Genomic DNA, 17,723 nt, shown 5'->3' on the forward strand with positions numbered 1-17,723 from the left:
CGTTGAAGCCTGAATTCCGAACCAACCTGTCTCATTGTCATTGACACGTTCCGTCCTGCACCGAGTGGGCAAGCTTGCTTCCTCGCAGATGCCGACTGACCTCGCCAGCATTAGAATTCAGCATGCCGCCAATGGCCGTCAGCTTCGATGGGTCTTTCCTCAACACGGTCTTGCGGATAACCGAATCAACGTCTGCTTCACCCAGAGCGACTTGGACGGGAAACCGGTCCAGAAGCTTCTGCAGGTCTTTGACGTCACTCAGAGCCTGTTGGCCTGTGCTCACCAGCAGGATGCGCCCATCGAAGCGGCCAGACAGACGTTCGGCAATGGTTTGAATTTTCAAGGTCAACGCAGGGTCTTGGCGGATGAACTGCTGGACCTCATCAAGGACAATCAAGGTCAGAGGGATTTCCTTGCGACCCAGGAGCAAAGCCTCGCGCACCATGTTTTCCAGCGTGTCGACCGTAACTGGCGGCGGCTCGGGGAATTGAGATTTGAGCAATTGGCTGAGAGCGCGGGAGTCGGCCGCCAGTTCGGGACGCTCCTGCAGGACGGCGGCGGCAAAGCGGGGGCTGAGCATGAAGGAGCGGATGTCGCGGTCGAAAGTCGCTCCCAGCGTGGCCCTGACCTTGTCCAGAATGTTCAGGTCATTGAGCCAGAACGCCACCCTGGCAGCGCGCATGTCGGTAGGCAGGCCAACAGCACGGAGAATGACATTGAGAGTGGCTTCCGCAGGGTCACTGGGGCCATGCCCCAGGGTATCACCAGCGGCCAGCACGCCACCCATGCGACGAGCGGCCAAGCGCAATTCCTTCAGTGGCATCGCCACGTCATCAGGAATATGCTGAACCAAACTCTGGGCTTCAGCTCCGTCGTCGAATTTCAAGTTTGTCCAAAGGGCAGCCAGCATACTGGCAAGATGAGATTTTCCAGACCCAAAGAATCCTGAAATCCATACGGCTGGCGCGCTGCCACCTCGGCCCGCCGCTGCCAGAAAAGCATTAAGAATTTTTGCCAGACCATGGGCATAGGCACCATCACAGACAAAGGTGCTCAGCTCAGACCTCAGTGTTTCCATGCCATCTGGTGCTGGTGGAAACGAAATCTTGGCCACGCCCTGATTAGCGAGACGATAATTCTCAGGGTCGGTATGAAAAACGTCACGATTAAGCATTTTCATCCCTCAAACTGCATCAGCGGGCGGAATAGGTATAGCGTGATAATTCCAGCCGTCGCGAGCATCCAGCAAACGATAGACGTTCGACTGGTGCGAGCCTGGAAACGTTAGAACCAAACGGCCACGGATAGCCGAAGCAATTTTTGTAATAAGCGTAGAGACTCGAACCAATCCAAAAAGAGAACCGCTGCCTGTGACTACAATGACATCATTATCTGAAGCTTGGTCCAGAGATGATTTCAGTTTCTCAATCAGGTGAGCCTCAAACTCAGGGAGGATGCTCCGCAATTCCTCTGGCTGGTCGAGCAATTCGCTAAGAAACTCGTGGGTTGCCATCCACTTCGGGAACTGGGACACCAAGTCAAGATGTTGCCAGCCATGCCCAGCGGCTTTAGTTAGGTGTTCAAATTCATAGAGCTGGCCTCGAATGCGCCTCTCAAGTCCTTTGTCATACCAAACCATCCAAACACGGCCCGCATAATGGACATCATTCTGCCATGGCAGTTGGATCTGCTTACGGTAGTAGGCAAGGATGTCGTCAAAGCTCGGCAAGGTCGGGCATCCTCAGTGTTTGCGCCATAGGCTGGCGGACAACGATTTCCAACATATCACCAGCGGTACGCAAGCGAACCAGTCCTTGAGCCTCTGCCTGCCTGAGCAGGGACAGCCGCTCGCCAGGTGGGAGATCCAGGACATCCATCCAGGGTGATTCGAGGAGGGTTGGCCCACCAAACCCACAGACCGTGGCCAGAAGGGCGGCATATGCGGCCACGGCAGGTGTAGGCTTGGCCTGATTGCGAACCTTCTTGATGTGCCCGCGCAGATGGCCGGACTGCGACCAGCTGGAAGCGCAGTTCTGTGACAGCGACTTCAGCATGCTCGGACTGAAACGGTCTGGGAACTGGGCCTCAAATTTCGCCGCGATATCAGGCCAGCGAACAGAAGCGCCAAGACTGCTCGGGAGGACGGCGGCGGCACTTTCCCTCAGCAATGGGTCTCGTGCCAAGGCCGCCAGAAGGGCCAACAGCGGCCTGCCGTGGTGGTCAAGGGGCCAGATGGCGAACAGCACGGAAGCAATGGAAGCGCGCTCCGAGACGGCATAGAGGCCTGTCAGCCGCGTCAGGGCAATCTTTCGAGCTGACAGGGTGGCCTTGCCGAGAACGTTCTGCTCGATTATCAGGTCGCTGGCTGATGCCTCCGAGTGCAATGCGGCCTGCATGTAGGCGGTCAGCTCCGCGAGCATCAGGGTTTTGGACTGGTGCGTGCCGCCGCCAGCCGTCTTGAAGCCTGCCCGCTGTATTCGAGTCCGATCAGAACTCACAGCGAACCAGTTCAGTTCATGTGACTCCGATGCGGTCACCGCTTCCCCTCGTCGGCCGGGGAGATACGGTCGTCAATGCGGTGGCGTTCAAGAAACTCGCGGACAGCACGCCGCCAGGAGGAAGAAACCTCGCTGCGCTTCGCGAGCTTCTCCATGGCAGCGTAATCATCAGGGTCCAGGGTCAAAGTGACCCTTTTGAGCCGACCCTCCCGTTTGCTCACTGACCCCAATCCAGGCATTCCAACACCGACCAATGTGATGCATATCTTCATCTCGACTTTGCCCGTTTATGCGGCGTAGCAGAGCGCTCCGCCATACGCTTGGTGAGGTCGCGGGCGAATTTTTATGGGTTCGCGCCCTGGTCTGAAGTCACAAAATACTCTGACAACCATAAGGAGTGCCTGACGGCGGCGATGGCGTCGCTGAAGGTCAGGCTGGCTTTGGCGTACCGCCCGCAAAAGGAAAGGCCTCCTTACCACCTCAGCACCCGCTCGCTATGCTCAGCGACTTCTCGGCCATGATGTCGGCCGGCGGTCGGTCGGTTCTTCACGACCAGCGAACATCCGGGATGCAGCCATCGAGTGATAGTCGGGCAAGTCATGGCTACCTTCATTCATCTTTTCCACCATGTCCCGACCATATTGCAGTTGCTCCTCACTCATGTCGGCTTCCATGACGGGCTTCATTTCCTTTTCAAGCCAGCCATGGGCGCCATCAAAGGAAAAGTCTGAATATGTCCCCTTTGCAAAGGCATAATCCATCAGAGCGGCGCATTCGAAGCCGATATCGTCACCCCTGTTTAGGCGCTGGAACAACCACATGACAACGTCGACTATCTGAATGCCGGCGCTGTCCCGCGCATTCGAAATGACAAACTTGCTCCCGAAGACTTTCTGCAATTTCCGGCTTGGAATCACCGGCCACTGGATAGGCGTCGGGTCAGCGTGCGAAAGTATGTCGTGCCAGTACGCAAGCGTCTTCTCGAATTGAGACTGCCGGTCATGGGTAATCGACCTTACTGGTTTCCTCCAACGGTTCGACAACTCCTCCACGCCCTCCATGAGATTGAGAAATCCAACTACATTGGGTAGGTGACCGAAGCGCGCCCTGTCCGTGCTCGAATGCACGGTGATTTGCCGAGGATTTTCAGCGGCCCAAGAAAATGCAGCTCGCGTAATCTCGCGCGACCGTGCATCAGGTAATGCCTCCAGCCGCCGCAAAGTCGCGCAGCATGCGTCCGCAAAGAGCTGACTCCCCCTGTTCTCGCTCCGGCACATGAGGCTTTCCCAATAACACTGCAGCAAATCCGCATCAAACACATACTCCACCAGCTTAAAAAGCATGATAAGTCTTAAGTTTTTAAAATTATACACATGCCACGGGACGGCTGGGTTCTCGTGGTTATCAAAAACAGTATCAAATACCTTTGTCGCCGCCAGATACATCTTCTCAACACGCGACACTGAGAACCTAGCGTCGCAGCTTTTGAGGACCGCAAGGATTTCTCGCGCGACTTGACTTAGCCTGCCGATTCCTAGTTCAGCAGCATGAAGCTCCTCAACGCCGAGAGAGGATGCAATCCTTTGTACCTCCAGACGCTGAAGCATATCGAAATTTGTCTTTGTGATGAGGGCTGCTGTTACGAAAAATGGCTGGTTACCATCAAAGATGTTGTCACCCGTATTTCCTGTTTCATCAACGTAAACGAACATATTTAATCACCCATGGCCACACAACAATTCATAACATCATACCCCAAGGACAGCCTCACCACGACCCTAAAATAGAAAGGGGCGGCTCGTGCCGCCCCATCAAGGTCGCCATGATACAGTTTCGCACACCCTGGTTCAGTTGCTGCGCGCTCTCAGTTCGGCAGCAAGCCATCCGCCGGCACTGCCAGCAGAATCAGCATGTATGCATCGAAGCTCACCGGCCCGCCCCCGACGAGCGGCTCGCGCGCCACATAGCCGTACTGGCTCAGCAGCCGCAACAGGGTTTCGTCAAAAAATATTTTGCCAGCGCGCCGATTAATTGATTCTCATATTGCCTGAATTGGCGCTAGCGTCGAATGTGGTGCCCGACCAAAGCACTGACGTCCCGAACAGTAAGAATATATTCATATCTTGCGTGAATATATTCTATATTGACAATGCTTTGGGAATCGTAGAAAGTTAGCCCCGCTTGGTTATCTTGAGGTCTCCGGTCCACACTCCGGCGACCGAGTGTTGTTATTGTTTGAGAGTTCTCGTCAGCTCACGGTAAGCTGACCCGCTAAGGTTAGAGCCGCCGGTCTCCTGGTCGGTGAAGACTTGCTCGTGTCCGAAAATGGCATAATTGCCCCATGGGCTAAACCACTCTTCCGGACGCTTTCCAAGTCCTGGAGACATTGAGTTAACAATGTCTGTCCCTTCCAAGGGGCGGCACTATTATTCATGGAAGCCCCGGAAATCGGTTTTTAAATACCGATTACTGAAGCACCTCACTCGTCACCAGTACCGCACACAAAATCAACCCTTGGACAGTCATCGTCCCTGAGGGTGATTTTCTGCGTCTGCAATCCCCACCCTCTTTTTATTTCGTGACCGCTTAACGGCGGCACGAATGCAGTAATCACCGCGACAATTTGACCGACCGGTTTCCCGGCCGGCTTCTTCGTGCGCGTAAAATAGGAATATTTTCCTATTTTCAAAGACCCCAACACCTATGGAGAACTCGATGAAGAGGAATGCGCTCGTGAGCATCGCTGCGTCTGAAATTGCCAAGGCAGGCGGCATTGTAACCAAGATTGTTCACAACAAGCATTTCAAGGTGTTCTGGGAGCTCCGCGGTGCAAAGAATATCTTGGTGCTGTCAGCAACCCCCAGCGATTGTCGCACGGAGATGAATGTGATTGCAAAGATTGCGCGTGATGCTCGGGTTGCAACGGCTGCGCATGTATCTGCTTAAATACAATCGTTCCGATGCGACTCCCCATCAACGTTAGACATTTCATCCACAAATCAGCATAATTAAATCTGCGTCAGGTTCCAGAGCGAGGCAGTCACCGCACCACCGGCAACTCATCCCACCTCGTCGTCCAACCCGGCGACAGTCGCTCCCTTCGCATCCGCCAACCGGCTTCAGGTGCCGACAACCCCAACCCCACACAATGCCGCCCGAACCTCGAATTGACCGCATCCACCGCCGACATCAGCGCGTCCGACCGCCGGGAATCCGCAACGGTAAACAGGTCGCGCTTCACCGCCCCCTTCCCGCACAGGTCGGTCAACAGCACGCCAGCCTTCGTCCACTCGCACCCCTTTTCAAACGTCCGGCACCCCCGAACCAATGCCAGCGCCACCTTCGAAATCCTTGCCCCGTCTGCCGTTGCCGGTGCCAACGGTGCGGACGCCGACATGGTGCCATGAACGACATCCTGCCGGAATCGATTAGTCGACGCGAACACCTGGATATGCCCGGCCACCAGTCCTTCATTCCGCACCCGTTCGGCGGCCGTCTGCGAAAACTCCCTGATGGCTTCGGCTACATGCTCAATGTTGCCAGTCGCATCTCCGAAAGACCGGGAACAGCAGCACGATTGCCGAGGTTGGGGTTGGGTCTCCAAATCGTGACACACCGTCCCCCGCAGCTCGGCCGCCGTTCTGGCCAGGACAACGCCAAACTCTCGGCGCACCCATTTGTCATCCTTTTCCGCCAGGTCAGCCGCAGTCCGAACACCCAGCTCGATGAGACGGACGGCATACCTACGGCCGACACCCCAAACGTCCCCGACTTCGACCCGCTTCAGTGCCGAATCTATCCATTCCGGGTGCCCAGCCAGGTCAATCACACCCCCGGCACGCGCAGACTTCTTTGCCAGTCGGTTGGCCAGCTTCGCCAGTGTCTTCGTGCCGGCAATGCCGACCGAAACCGGAATCCCCGTCCATTGCAACACCTTATCTTTCACCTGTCGGCAATATTCCCCCAGGTTTCCAGGCATACCTGTCAACAAAGCAAATATCTCATCAATACTATAAACCTCTGAAGCCGGCGCACACTCACTAATTACTGACATTACCCTTTGAGACATATCAGCGTACAACGAGTAGTTGCTAGAAAGTACCGCGATGCCTAACCTGTCACATTGCGCAGCAATCTTAAAATACGGTTCACCCATCTTAATTCCCATAGCCTTTGCTTCATTACTCCGGGCTACAATACAACCATCATTATTTGATAGGCATACAATAGGAATACCACGTAAATATGGTTGAAATACCCGTTCACAACTTACGTAACAGTTATTGCAGTCGAATAATGCGTAAACCGGCTTCATAATTCATCGGACACAATGTTGACGGAATGACCATGAAACCACTCCCCAAAGTTCCACGCCCAGCTCCGGGTCAACTCGGATGTTTGCCCCCTGCCCCTCCGATGCCAACACCCACCCTTCGCCGTCACGGGAAATCCGCTTGACCGCCAGTCCATCGCCTACGGCCGCAACGACAATATCGCCCTCGCGTGCCGTTACACTTCGGTCGACCACGAGCAGGTCACCGTCTCCAATCCCGGCCTCCACCATGCTCGACCCAGCCACGCGCATGAAAAACGTTGCCGCCGGCCTCTTCACGACCAGTCTAACCAGGTCAAGCACCCCCTCGGTATGGTCGGCCGCCGGCGAGGGGAAGCCGGCCTCGACCTGAGGCGGCAGTGCAGATGGCGGAGGAAATGGCATACGGCACCGGGGGGCAAAGGCAAGACGAGAACATAATGGGAACCAACCCGGCCGGCAATGGGTTCCTATCACCCCCACCGTCAAGCTCCAGGAATGCCACGAGGACACCTTTGACGCCGTAACCGGGAAACGATAAGACTTATCAATAGAGATGAATTCATCGCCGAAACACATGGGGTCCTGGTCGCCATGCGCAAAGAATGGGTGACCGAATTCCGACCGGATGTCGCAAGATATTGCGAAGCAATCTACGATAACCTATTGAGCCGTCTCGCTGCCATCAAGAAGCCAGCTCCTTGAACGCCCCAAAGAAATTGAGTAGCATCTCCGTCCACCACTACCAACCTGAGTATCATGCGCCAAAACCCCAGCATCCTAGTCCTCGGCGAATCATTTGAATCGGTTTCACTGCTATATAGTGAGACCGATTTGCGCACAATTTCATCTGATTTTACAGAAGCTGAAAAGCTGGCGGCATCAAATGAGGCCGGCATAATGCTAGATTGGCGCCTGAAAAAGCGGCCTCAGAACGAATATTATATCAGGAAATTGACATTGCTTGTCTACACATACATGACGATGTGCCGAACATTTGAAATGGCTTACGACACACCAAATGCTGTTGTTGGGTGGAGTTTTTTTCGGCCAGATGATTGGCGAAAGACGAAGCCTGTCTACGCCTGCCGAACCTTTGGAATAACCAGCGTATCACGTGACGAGATATTTGAGAGGGGGATTACAGAGCGAGTCAATTCGATGCTGCAACATTCTAAGCATTTATTCGTCGCGTCTGATTATCATTCTACCAGCCTGGTCCAGCAATATCTCAATGGTGTTGAACTCAAAATAAATAAAAGTAGTTTGAATTAAATGAGACTGCCATGCCAATAAATCCAGCTATCCTCGTCCTCGGCGAATCACTCGAGTCGATTGCTCTCGTCCATAGCGACGTGGATATCGACGCGTTTGTGAAGGATTTTTCCGAACATGACCGGCTCTCAGCGCAGCACGGTGTCGGCCTGATGCTCGATTGGCGGCTCCCTGCTCGAAAATATGATTCCGATTATGTGACTTCGCTTAAATCGTTAGTGTATGCATACATGTCAGCATGCAAATCGTTTCAAATTGTCCGTGAGTTAAATCAAGATACCGTCATCGCATGGTCTTTTTTCCGTGCATTGGATTTTGACGAAAGCAAACCAACGTATCTCTCCAGGGCATGCGGCATCGCGCCGTTCAGCAGAGATGAATTTGTCGAGCAAGGAATCAGCCACCACATCCGAATCATGATGCAATCATCACGACACCTCTTCGATTTCAACGATTACCACAAATCCAGTATCATTAAAAAATACTTTGGCAGCGCGCCAATTGATTTCAGGACCATTAATTGAGCCTCTTAAATGCATTAATTTCAATTTTCGGTGACTAGTTTGCGACCTCACAAAGTTTTCTGATTACCTCTCCCAACTCAGCGTCAACCTGCGCAATTTCTGACATATAAAATTTCCTGACACACTGCAATTCGTCAAGACGCCGAACCATATTACTGTGTGCTTGCTTCAACACAGGCCGTGCCTCCACGACAGGATCACCTAGGGACTTCAAGATTCCTGGCACAATGCTAACATCGCCTTTGCTTGAAGTGTCAACCCTGTAAACAATAACAATCACTCGACTGTCACCGTCTTGGCGTGGAAGCATAACAATCGGCATGTTAACGTTTCCCGCTTTTGCTAGCAAGGCTTGCGCTACTGCAACGCAGAGCGCTGATTCCGCATCCAAACTACGAAGATGGTCATGATATCGCTCACGTTCGAGCTTGTAGAGGATGTCAGGCTTCTCTGCGGCAAAGTACGCCCTGGCAGCTTTCGGAAATTCACCTTTTTCGTCGCACGCCATGGCAAACATTACAACGGCACCATCGCGCAAAGTTGGTGCTAGTTGGTTATGCACCCACCCAGCAGTACTCTGGTCAATGAACGCGCGAAGGTCTAAAAAGTTAAAGTCGAAACCAGTTTTCGGGCAAGGCAACTGATCCAAGTCAATCAACCTACATGTAGCACGGATACCAAGGTGCTTCAATGCACTAACCATCCTCGCATAGGTATTCCTGTCGCGTTCAATTGCCGTGATTGCCGTGCCTTCTTCTGACAAAATTCCACATTCGATAGCTGTCTTGACGCATTCCCATCTCTCAGCTGGCATCATTAATGCGCTGGACACCGGGGCTTCATAACCCAACATAATTTTAGCCGCCTGCATCGCGGCTTTAATAACCTCATTCATCTCAACATCCCCACTTAAAAATGAAAGTCAGACCGTGACCGATGGAGATGCTTAGCATTTATTGTTATAATTGTCAAGCTTTTGGACATCAATTTCATCATATCCAGGACAACCACCTCATGGCACGGCAACCCGGGCCCCGGGCGATCCATAATTAATTTTTGAAACCATCCATAAAAAATGGCAGGGCGATCCATAATAATTTCGGCAATCACCATCTGAAGATGATTTGTTACCCGAAATGCGCATTCCAGGATGACTCGCACCGATTTCAGTCGAAGGCGCGCACCTTATGAGGCGCGACTTCGGGAGCACATCTGCGGTGTTGATTAACTGCTACGAATGAATGATTCGAATTTTGTCGCGCACACTAACGAGATTAGATTGGCAGTTTCAGGTGGCGGCATATTGCGATGTCAACAGACAAGCTGAGACGTAAAACCAAAAACATGAAGCCGCCACTTTCCCAGCCACATAAAATGTTCATCACGAACAATTGCTGGTATCTAAAGAGGGCGTGTTAACTGGTTTCGCACAATACACACTACCACCATCCACCGCCCAGGGCATTTACTGCCCTGAACTATCAGACGATACCAGACTCAGCTAACCAAGCGATGTCTCCATCGTCTATTTCGATATTAGTATCCAGATTGAGATTAGCAATTCTATCATCACAGGCGTTTGCCTTACGTCTGAGGAAAGCAGCTTCGGCTTTCAGCTCACTTATGCGACCTGCCGTAAGAACATCGACCTGAATGACATTCTCAATGTCGGCTGAGGCGGTTTCAAGCCGTTTTCGGGTAGCCGAGACTACCGCGCAGACCAATTCAACATTAGAGGGTATGGAACCCCTGAGCCACTCATCGATTCGTGCTGCCTCAGCGCGGAGGGCAATGGCTTCCGCCATCAATCCAGCGATACCGGAGACACCGTTCGCGGTTGCAATAGCCGCTCTTACCTTTCCTAAAAGACTTTCAAGCTTACGGACACGACACAGGTCACTTTCAACTTGTCTAGCTGCGTCATCAACTGCTGCCTGAATATCAACAGTATAAATCGACAGGGTTAAGACAGGTTTCAGAACAGGTTCCGGTGGATCTCTGTACTCACTCTTTTTCTGACGCGGGCAAATTTCCTCGATTGCAAACTCTATCCGCTTGCGAATATGCGCGGCTTTTCTGAGATTATGTAGTGACATGAAACATCTCCATCATTCTAGTATTATCGACACACACCGCTTGGTAAAAAAATGCCTCCGCGGCAACCTAACCGTTCGACAAACCCGGTCCAACGAAAAAAGAGGATATGCCGCTAACCATGTTCAACACCAGACCCATCCGTCCTTGTACCACACTTTTTTACCGAAATCATTGATGCCAGAGGTAGTCCGTGGACGCTGCCTACCGGCAGGGAGGGGATGTCACGGACTTTCGCTTGCCAGACGGCAAGTCGGTTGACGTGAAGGCGCGCTACAGCTCGACCACCGCCACGCCGAGCGAGGAGTGGACCGGGCTCGTCTTGGCGCGCAACAGTCACGGGTAGCCTGGATTGTATGACCATGAAATTTTTGTCAATAACAAACATTGCCAAAAAACTCAATATGAACCCCGTATCGTTTTAAAAATTTCAGCTTCCGAGGGTATTAAAATGGGACAAGTTAAAAAACATCGGACTGTTGACCTCCTGATAAGGGGTTGCGCCTAGCGGTTTTGCCCGATACAATCGCCGCTCATTAACCTCTTTGGAGTCCGAAAAATGCCATCGACCGCGCCTTCCGTAATTGTAATCGGGGAACATCTTGATTCAATCATACTGATTGCCGACGATGAGTCTTCTGAGATGGTTTATTCTCGATATGCTCATGTCCCAAAAACGGACAAAATGAAGGTTTTAAATGACCTCGGCACGCTTCTGGACTGGCGGCATGAAGATAATTCTAAGAAGCCTGATTATTCGAAACATGTTTCAATTGGCACTTATATTTATATAACTGCCACCAAAACTTTTGAAGCAGCAGCTAATATGGATAACCCAAATCTTGTTATCGGCCTTACAATTTTTCGTGCTAATAACTGGACTCCCAGCAGGCCGATATATATCAGTCGTCCAATCGGAATTTTCAGTGTTACCGAAGAAGACGTTGCCAGTGGTGGAATTAACGATTTGCTTCGGGAAATGTTTAAACGTAGTAGCCATTTTTTCCGCATTGAAGATTATCATCCGACATCACTTGTGCAAACATATCTTGGTGGTGTGAAATTCACAATTAACAATCTTTACAACTAAATGCGTTCCCAGACGGTCACCACTCCGTCTGGGATTCCTCCATTCGCTGTGGGGATGTAGGCGATGCCTTGCCATGCGGAACAGGGGACGGTCATGAACTCATACCACTGATTACCATAAGCATTGAACGGTTTCAAATAGTTTGGCGCCAGTACCCTCTGGCACCTCCTCCTATCGGTGCCGTTCTTTTGCCGTCGTGACGCCGTCACACCCGTAGCCAGCCCCCTACTGTCCACGGAACCACAGCCCTTGTGAAACCTCTCACGATGAAAACTTCCATTTGCAGTTTCCTGAAATCAAGCCGATTCTTCGCCCGCACTCATGGAGCGGCCGACAATGTTTTTGGTTGACGCCGAGACCCAAGTCGCAGTCCGCCGCGCATTTATGGTCGGCGGCAATGCCGCGGCGACGGCCGCTCTCAGGGCACGGTATCTCGGGTTGACCGAGCAGACGGCCGAGAGCTGCGCGCAATCAATTTTGAGTTGGACCCGCTCCGACCCCGCGCCAGAGCAAAAATCCCGATAATCACGGCGTCCGTGCACCTATCAACCGCGCAATCGCAGCCGATGCCCTGTCGACGTCTGCGAACAGCGCGCCCAGGTCAACCCCGACCTCCTCGACATCGAGCACCCGCTCATCGTCAATATGGTCAGCCAAGTCAGCCACCGCATAGCCGCGCCAACTGCCCCTGCCCGTTAGCTCGCGACAGATTCCCACCTCGACCAGGTCATCAAGGAGCATTGCCGCCCCGCGCGGCGTGATGCCCCCCAGCACCCGCGCAACGTAAGCTGCACTTACAGCCAGCGTGCCCGACACGATTCCAAGCACAGCTCGGTGCCGACTTGTTGACCGCCGCTTGCCTAACTTTGCAACCCAAATGCGCCAGTTTGCCGACAGCTTTTGAAGCTCCCCCCTGCCCCGCCCGGCTGTCGCGCCGATGTTTGCCCACGCCGAGCCAGCGCCGCCGAACGGTGTGACGCCGACCAGAACGCCGTCAGTTAGTCTCAACCGCGCCAACGCATGACCGAACGATACACTTATATGTGAGCGTGCCACGCCTCGCTCGGCCGCCCGACTCACCGCCGCCAGCACGCCGCCGACCGTCATCACCTCGACCAAGCCGACCAGGTCGGTGACCACCTGACCGGGCTCGGTCACCAGCTCGTGCAGCGCCGACGCGCGGGAATCCGTTCCGAAATCACGCCACCTGGTAACTGGCAGCCCAACGAGCATGCGCGCCAACCGAGCGCGGTCCATCCTCAGACCATCGGCCGACTGCCCATCGACCACGGACCATAGCCTCATCCGACACGACCACGCGCGCGCTAGAGGATGTCCAGCAAGCCGCCCATCGAGCCGTCCGACCTCGAGCAGGGCAGTTTCGACCTCAGGATTCATGCCAATCCCCCCTGTTCAAATCTCGACGTCATTAGGAAACGGTCGTTTGTTCACGTGCCTCCCCCTGAACAGCACCCCAAACCCACCCGAAAACCGCCAGGAACCCCTGAATCCACCATCTCAAAATGACCGGACTTTTTGCTGAAGTTTTTGGCTAAGACATTGATTTCATTACATAACAGAGAAAAAACACGAAAAATAACATCCGCCGTCACTTATACAAGCATACCGAGAAACTCGACCTCTCTCAATGTGAAGCTAACCAGAGTTATCCTTCCGTCAAATCCCGTTCTAGCCCACCATCCCATTGTTCCGCAAGAGGAATTTGACGTCCAAAACCTCCAGATTCACCCCCGTCGGGAGCGGCGATTTTCCCCGCATTTGGCCAGCAAAAACGGTATGAAATTCTATATAAAATGGTAAAGTTTCTTATATATTTTCAGCGCCTGGAACCCCCAAAATGGCCTCCCAAAAATCAATTTCTTGCCAATCGGGCTTAGGCGCAGCCCTCCGCCAGGCTCGTGTCGGACGCTTTACGCAGGCCGAACTGGCCAAACTCGTCAACACGACCCAGCCAGCAATCGCTTGGCTCGAGGACGGCAAGGGTGGGATGGGCACCTTCCTCGCAGCGATTGCCGCCCTCGAATTCGACCTGTCAGGCCGTGGCTTGCCGCCTGGAGAAACCCTGGGAGAGCGGTTTAAGGCGCATCGTAAACGGCAAGGCATAAGTTTAGACGCACTTGCGAAGCTGGCAGAAGTCACCAAGCCGACTTTGATTGCTATGGAGCGAGACATATCAAGAAGTCACCTTCGCATCGTTGAGCGTGTAGCTAAAGCATTATCTTGTGAGCTTCTACTTGCTCCGACTGGTGCAGCTACTAGTTTTTATGCTGGCGTCGGGAACTCCAGCAACTACCAAGCTTGGCAAACACCTCAGGGGTTGCTTGAGCAGCTATACCGTGTTTTCGGGGATAAATTTGGACTCGACCCTTGCTCACCGACAGTCAACCCTAAGCTGGCACCTGTCCGCGCAGATGAATATTATAAGGAAAATGCACTGTCATTGCCATGGAAGGCTAATACGGTTTTTACCAACCCGCCTTATAATCGAGGCTTAAAATTATGGATCGCAAAAGCCCATCAAGAATACACTATTGGAAACTCGAAAACCTTAATCCTGCTAATCCCTGCAAGAACCGACACCAAAGCCTGGCATGCGTATATTGCCGACAAGGCATATATCGTGTTGCTTCAAGGAAGGCTTTCATTTTCTGATGGAACCGGTTCATCTGACCCCGCCCCGTTTCCCAGTTCGCTCATTATTTTTGGACCGACCCAGGCTCACATTGACGGCTTGAGAAGGGAATTCCCAGACTCCTGGCACCTTCCCTCAATGATCTGAAATCCTGTACTTTTGATTTCCGCCACCTCTAGAAACCCCCCACTTCAGAAATCAACCAACCTTGGCCCGCCAATCACACACTATAATATGTCGCGCAGGCGCGCCACGCCCGCTGAAGGAAAAATGGCGTTATTTAATTTTTCATATAACACATGAATTAAAGCTTGCTTTATCGGAAAACGTAGCGTACAATTTATCTATGGTCGCCGAAAAGACCGGCCACAAACCAACCGAGGCATACAATGCCAACATATATGGAGACTTTTTATGTTACGCATCACCAAGAAAATCCCACGTATTGAAATTGAGACCACCTTGAGTGATAGGATTTATCGCTCTTCTGGGGGTGGCGAGACCATTGTCGTTGCGGTAACTGGCGTTGGGAAGCGCAGCACCATTCGTGCCGCGAGAATTCTAAAGCAGAAAACCGAACAAAATATCCAGTGTTACGGAAATATCGGTTGCGGCGTAACTAGCGCATTTTTAGTTGACGAAAAAGGAAGGCTCGGCATTACAGAGTTACTGGAAACGTTGGAAACAGACATTACTATGTCGACCACGTCGGATGATGAGAATTTCAATATTCCAATGGAATATGATTATTCCACGGCAAGCGGCTTAAGGGATGGCATGGAAATTCGGTATTGCTAATAGGCTTGCGGTCGAGTCACGATCGGCCGCAAACCAACCATAACCAGACAGGAAACAATTTTAAGAACGGAGACATATAATGGCCAAGCAAACAATCAAAGACATCGTAACAGCTAACATCGAAGCCCTTCGCGAATTAGATTATCGGGGTCTCGTAGCGTGGGGCAGAGAAAACGGCATGGACAACAAGTCGGCATTTTCGACTTACAAAAGAGCGCTGACTGCCCACGGCCTTGACCTGGACGAGATGCGCCACGAACGCTGCCAGGCACAGGTGGACGACCTAACATCCAAGGTGACCCACCACATCACCCTCTTCAGTGACGCAAAAGCCCGCCTCGACCGGTTTGCCGTTTGCAGCCAGGATGGATCGCCTGTCTGGTTTGGTAAGTTTTTTAACGATGACCGCGACTATAACGGTGAGCAGTCATCGGGCGAAATGGCCGCGGCAAAGAAGGCCGTTTGGCTGGCATCAAAGGTCGCAGAAAGTGTCGGCGGCATCGTAGAGCTGACGTTGAAGGTCGATGCCGAGTGGTTAGTTTGGGCGAATTCCGTCCGTGAAGGTCATGACAGCGGTGGCAAAGCTCGCGCTCTCGGTGAAACGGCACAGCGGCTAGGAATCCTCCTGAATGTCGAGCATATTCCCGGTGCCGAAAACCCAGCTGACAAATACACCGTTGAGAGCGGATATAAGCGCTGGCAAGATGCCGACTTTACCAGTCTTTTACAGCCGATTAATTCCTAAGGTAAATTGCAAAGTTAGGGGTGTCATAATATGGCACCCTTAATGTTTTTGCGATCATCAAACTATGTTCATTAGACTTGAAATCGCCGAGTGCTGTCCTATATTTTGACAGTCGACAGCCAAGCAAGGGAGACCACGATGCAGACCCAGCAACCCGAACATAATTCACCATGACACCACCCCTACATAAAACATTCCGTTACTCTTGCGAGTTTCCGAAAATCTTATTTTTTTCATATAAAAGACTTGCTTTAGGCATAATGATGTCGTACAATTATCTTATGGTCGCCGAAAAGATCGGTCACCAACAACCAACCAAAGGCACACAATGCCATCTAATTAAGGGGAAAAACATGACTATTAATAACACAGCAACCGTCGGCTTAGTGAAAACTAATTACCGTGAAGGTGAATACGACTGGGAACAATTAGTCCGCGAGAACGGGGGCTACGAGAGAGGCGAAAAATGGGAAAACAGCGGAAAAGTCATGAAGGACGGCGTTGAGTATGCTTTCATCGGTGAATTTTGGCTCAATGAAGAAGAGCCAATTTTAGAACGGGAAGCCATCACCAAAGACGGCGCAGTTTGGCGCTTGATGTGGACAACGGTCGAAGACGAACACCACGCTCACGAGGTTGAGAATTGGGACGATTTCGCGGTCGAGCTTATCGAAAAGGCACCGTGATACCTTTTTCTTTCATGGGCGGCCCCGCTGGGGCCACCCACACATTTTCTGATACACAAACAATCAATAGGAGTACATATAATGACCAACAGAGCTAATGCCCGCAGGAAGAGAAAAAAGTATCGTCAACCAGATCGTATGCCAGAAAAAAATTACCAGTCTAAATTAGCTGGCTTCCACGCTATAACAAGTGCAGACCCTTGGAATTCAAATTTCGAGTCGGCAACACCTCTAGCAAAGTTACCACCGTTACAAAAGGCTTTGACCGAAGCAGACAATATCAATATTTATTTTCGGTGGCAGCCCGCATCTAAGACAGGGAACAATAGGTGTGGTTACATATTTAATGTCTACAGCATTGAAAATTTATCATATACGACTGAAAATTTCCCAGCTCCGAATGAAATCATTGCAACGTGGGAAAAATCAAACACGGCAGATAGAGCAAAGTTAGTAGCAAATGTTGCCATTGCCTTTGGTGGATACCTTCAGTGTAAATTTGAGACCCGCCCAGCAGATGACGAGCGGTACATAATTGGAATTCACATTACTAAATCAAACAATCAAACAAATATCGAAGTCATTATTTATACACAATATATCTTAGAAGGCTTGATTGAAGTTCCATGGGCAACATTTCAGCAACTGCTTAAAGATTTGAAAGAATGCTAGAACAATGTCGTCAAACAGTTTAAGGAGTAACCCTTGAGCAAGGTTACTCCCTTTCAAGTTCAACAAACAGACATTTATGATCCACCAACTTATGAGAGGAAAATAATAATATGCAAACGCACACATCTCGAAGCCGACAACATCAAGCCGCCTGGGAATTTGCCGAAGGGCGTCACGCGTCATTAAAAAATGCCGGCAAAAGCTACGGCATAACTGGCGAATCAGTCCGGCAAGCTCTGAAACATCGGTACAATTTAACTGCCGTTGAAGTCCATGCCGCTCACCGAGCTGTACCGCAAAAACCCAGATACATCAAACCATGTGTCAATCGGCTTCCAAAACTGACCCCCTTGGCACCCCGGATCGGCGTCGAAAA

The 17,723-nt window shown here is 51.7% G+C and carries 21 protein-coding genes; 10 read left to right on the forward strand and 11 right to left on the reverse strand.

The window, feature by feature from the left end:
• Positions 1–37: 37 nt before the first annotated feature.
• The 6 genes from ACOYNV_RS19360 to ACOYNV_RS19385 all read right to left on the reverse strand — a co-directional run bounded on the left by ACOYNV_RS19360 (position 38) and on the right by ACOYNV_RS19385 (position 4,488).
• The gene (locus ACOYNV_RS19360; protein ID WP_422901448.1) at positions 38–886 is read right to left on the reverse strand and encodes a hypothetical protein; all 849 of its coding nucleotides are present in this window, start codon (positions 884–886) and stop codon (positions 38–40) included.
• A 297-nt stretch (positions 887–1,183) separates the two neighbouring features.
• Entirely contained in the window at positions 1,184–1,729 is a 546-nt protein-coding gene (locus tag ACOYNV_RS19365; protein WP_422901449.1) for a BREX protein BrxB domain-containing protein, read from the reverse strand.
• Positions 1,716–2,498, reverse strand: a complete 783-nt coding sequence (locus ACOYNV_RS19370; protein ID WP_422901450.1) for a hypothetical protein — start codon at positions 2,496–2,498, stop codon at positions 1,716–1,718. The genes ACOYNV_RS19365 and ACOYNV_RS19370 overlap by 14 nt, the downstream gene beginning before the upstream one ends.
• Before the next feature lie 35 nt (positions 2,499–2,533).
• Positions 2,534–2,770, reverse strand: a complete 237-nt coding sequence (locus tag ACOYNV_RS19375) for a CopG family transcriptional regulator (RefSeq protein WP_422901451.1) — start codon at positions 2,768–2,770, stop codon at positions 2,534–2,536.
• Positions 2,771–2,998: 228 nt separating this feature from the next.
• A complete protein-coding gene (locus ACOYNV_RS19380) occupies positions 2,999–4,210 on the reverse strand; it encodes a DUF3800 domain-containing protein (protein ID WP_422901452.1) in 1,212 nt (403 codons plus the stop codon).
• Between the two features lie 152 nt (positions 4,211–4,362).
• Positions 4,363–4,488, reverse strand: a complete 126-nt coding sequence (locus ACOYNV_RS19385; RefSeq protein WP_422901453.1) for a hypothetical protein — start codon at positions 4,486–4,488, stop codon at positions 4,363–4,365.
• A 743-nt stretch (positions 4,489–5,231) separates the two neighbouring features.
• Here ACOYNV_RS19385 and ACOYNV_RS19390 point away from each other — a divergent pair.
• Entirely contained in the window at positions 5,232–5,444 is a 213-nt protein-coding gene (locus ACOYNV_RS19390) for a hypothetical protein (RefSeq protein ID WP_422901454.1), read from the forward strand.
• A gap of 94 nt (positions 5,445–5,538) precedes the next feature.
• On the opposite strand, the gene ACOYNV_RS19395 is transcribed toward ACOYNV_RS19390, so the two are convergent.
• Both ACOYNV_RS19395 and ACOYNV_RS19400 read right to left on the reverse strand, forming a co-directional pair.
• Positions 5,539–6,813: a Y-family DNA polymerase gene (locus tag ACOYNV_RS19395; protein ID WP_422901455.1), complete on the reverse strand. Its 1,275-nt coding sequence runs from the start codon at positions 6,811–6,813 to the stop codon at positions 5,539–5,541.
• 3 nt (positions 6,814–6,816) lie between these two features.
• A complete protein-coding gene (locus tag ACOYNV_RS19400; protein ID WP_422901456.1) occupies positions 6,817–7,215 on the reverse strand; it encodes a LexA family protein in 399 nt (132 codons plus the stop codon).
• 354 nt (positions 7,216–7,569) lie between these two features.
• Between ACOYNV_RS19400 and ACOYNV_RS19405 the strand changes: the two genes are divergently transcribed.
• Complete coding sequence (locus tag ACOYNV_RS19405) at positions 7,570–8,085, forward strand: hypothetical protein (RefSeq protein ID WP_422901457.1); 516 nt, start codon at positions 7,570–7,572, stop codon at positions 8,083–8,085.
• 11 nt (positions 8,086–8,096) lie between these two features.
• Positions 8,097–8,609, forward strand: a complete 513-nt coding sequence (locus tag ACOYNV_RS19410; RefSeq protein WP_422901458.1) for a hypothetical protein — start codon at positions 8,097–8,099, stop codon at positions 8,607–8,609.
• Between the two features lie 34 nt (positions 8,610–8,643).
• On the opposite strand, the gene ACOYNV_RS19415 is transcribed toward ACOYNV_RS19410, so the two are convergent.
• Both ACOYNV_RS19415 and ACOYNV_RS19420 read right to left on the reverse strand, forming a co-directional pair.
• Positions 8,644–9,504 (reverse strand): hypothetical protein, encoded by an 861-nt coding sequence (locus ACOYNV_RS19415; RefSeq protein ID WP_422901459.1) that lies wholly within the window; start codon positions 9,502–9,504, stop codon positions 8,644–8,646.
• Between the two features lie 586 nt (positions 9,505–10,090).
• Positions 10,091–10,705 (reverse strand): hypothetical protein, encoded by a 615-nt coding sequence (locus ACOYNV_RS19420; protein ID WP_422901460.1) that lies wholly within the window; start codon positions 10,703–10,705, stop codon positions 10,091–10,093.
• 557 nt (positions 10,706–11,262) lie between these two features.
• Here ACOYNV_RS19420 and ACOYNV_RS19425 point away from each other — a divergent pair.
• Positions 11,263–11,793 carry a hypothetical protein gene (locus tag ACOYNV_RS19425; RefSeq protein WP_422901461.1) on the forward strand — a complete coding sequence of 177 codons (531 nt, stop codon included), beginning with the start codon at positions 11,263–11,265 and terminating at the stop codon, positions 11,791–11,793.
• A 525-nt stretch (positions 11,794–12,318) separates the two neighbouring features.
• Here the strand turns inward: ACOYNV_RS19425 and ACOYNV_RS19430 are convergent.
• The gene (locus ACOYNV_RS19430) at positions 12,319–13,035 is read right to left on the reverse strand and encodes a hypothetical protein (protein ID WP_422901462.1); all 717 of its coding nucleotides are present in this window, start codon (positions 13,033–13,035) and stop codon (positions 12,319–12,321) included.
• Between the two features lie 616 nt (positions 13,036–13,651).
• Between ACOYNV_RS19430 and ACOYNV_RS19435 the strand changes: the two genes are divergently transcribed.
• The 6 genes from ACOYNV_RS19435 to ACOYNV_RS19460 form a co-directional block, all read left to right on the forward strand.
• Complete coding sequence (locus ACOYNV_RS19435; RefSeq protein WP_422901463.1) at positions 13,652–14,593, forward strand: DNA N-6-adenine-methyltransferase; 942 nt, start codon at positions 13,652–13,654, stop codon at positions 14,591–14,593.
• A gap of 267 nt (positions 14,594–14,860) precedes the next feature.
• Positions 14,861–15,244: a hypothetical protein gene (locus ACOYNV_RS19440; RefSeq protein ID WP_422901464.1), complete on the forward strand. Its 384-nt coding sequence runs from the start codon at positions 14,861–14,863 to the stop codon at positions 15,242–15,244.
• A gap of 79 nt (positions 15,245–15,323) precedes the next feature.
• The gene (locus tag ACOYNV_RS19445; protein WP_422901465.1) at positions 15,324–15,989 is read left to right on the forward strand and encodes a hypothetical protein; all 666 of its coding nucleotides are present in this window, start codon (positions 15,324–15,326) and stop codon (positions 15,987–15,989) included.
• Positions 15,990–16,342: 353 nt separating this feature from the next.
• On the forward strand, positions 16,343–16,675 hold the full coding sequence (locus tag ACOYNV_RS19450; RefSeq protein WP_422901466.1) for a hypothetical protein: 333 nt from the start codon (positions 16,343–16,345) through the stop codon (positions 16,673–16,675).
• 81 nt (positions 16,676–16,756) lie between these two features.
• Positions 16,757–17,347 carry a hypothetical protein gene (locus ACOYNV_RS19455; protein ID WP_422901467.1) on the forward strand — a complete coding sequence of 197 codons (591 nt, stop codon included), beginning with the start codon at positions 16,757–16,759 and terminating at the stop codon, positions 17,345–17,347.
• 110 nt (positions 17,348–17,457) lie between these two features.
• A partial coding sequence (locus ACOYNV_RS19460; RefSeq protein ID WP_422901468.1) for a hypothetical protein occupies positions 17,458–17,723 on the forward strand: 266 nt, incomplete at its 3' end.

This window comes from Propionivibrio sp. (genome assembly GCF_049316945.1).
Lineage (GTDB): Bacteria > Pseudomonadota > Gammaproteobacteria > Burkholderiales > Rhodocyclaceae > Propionivibrio.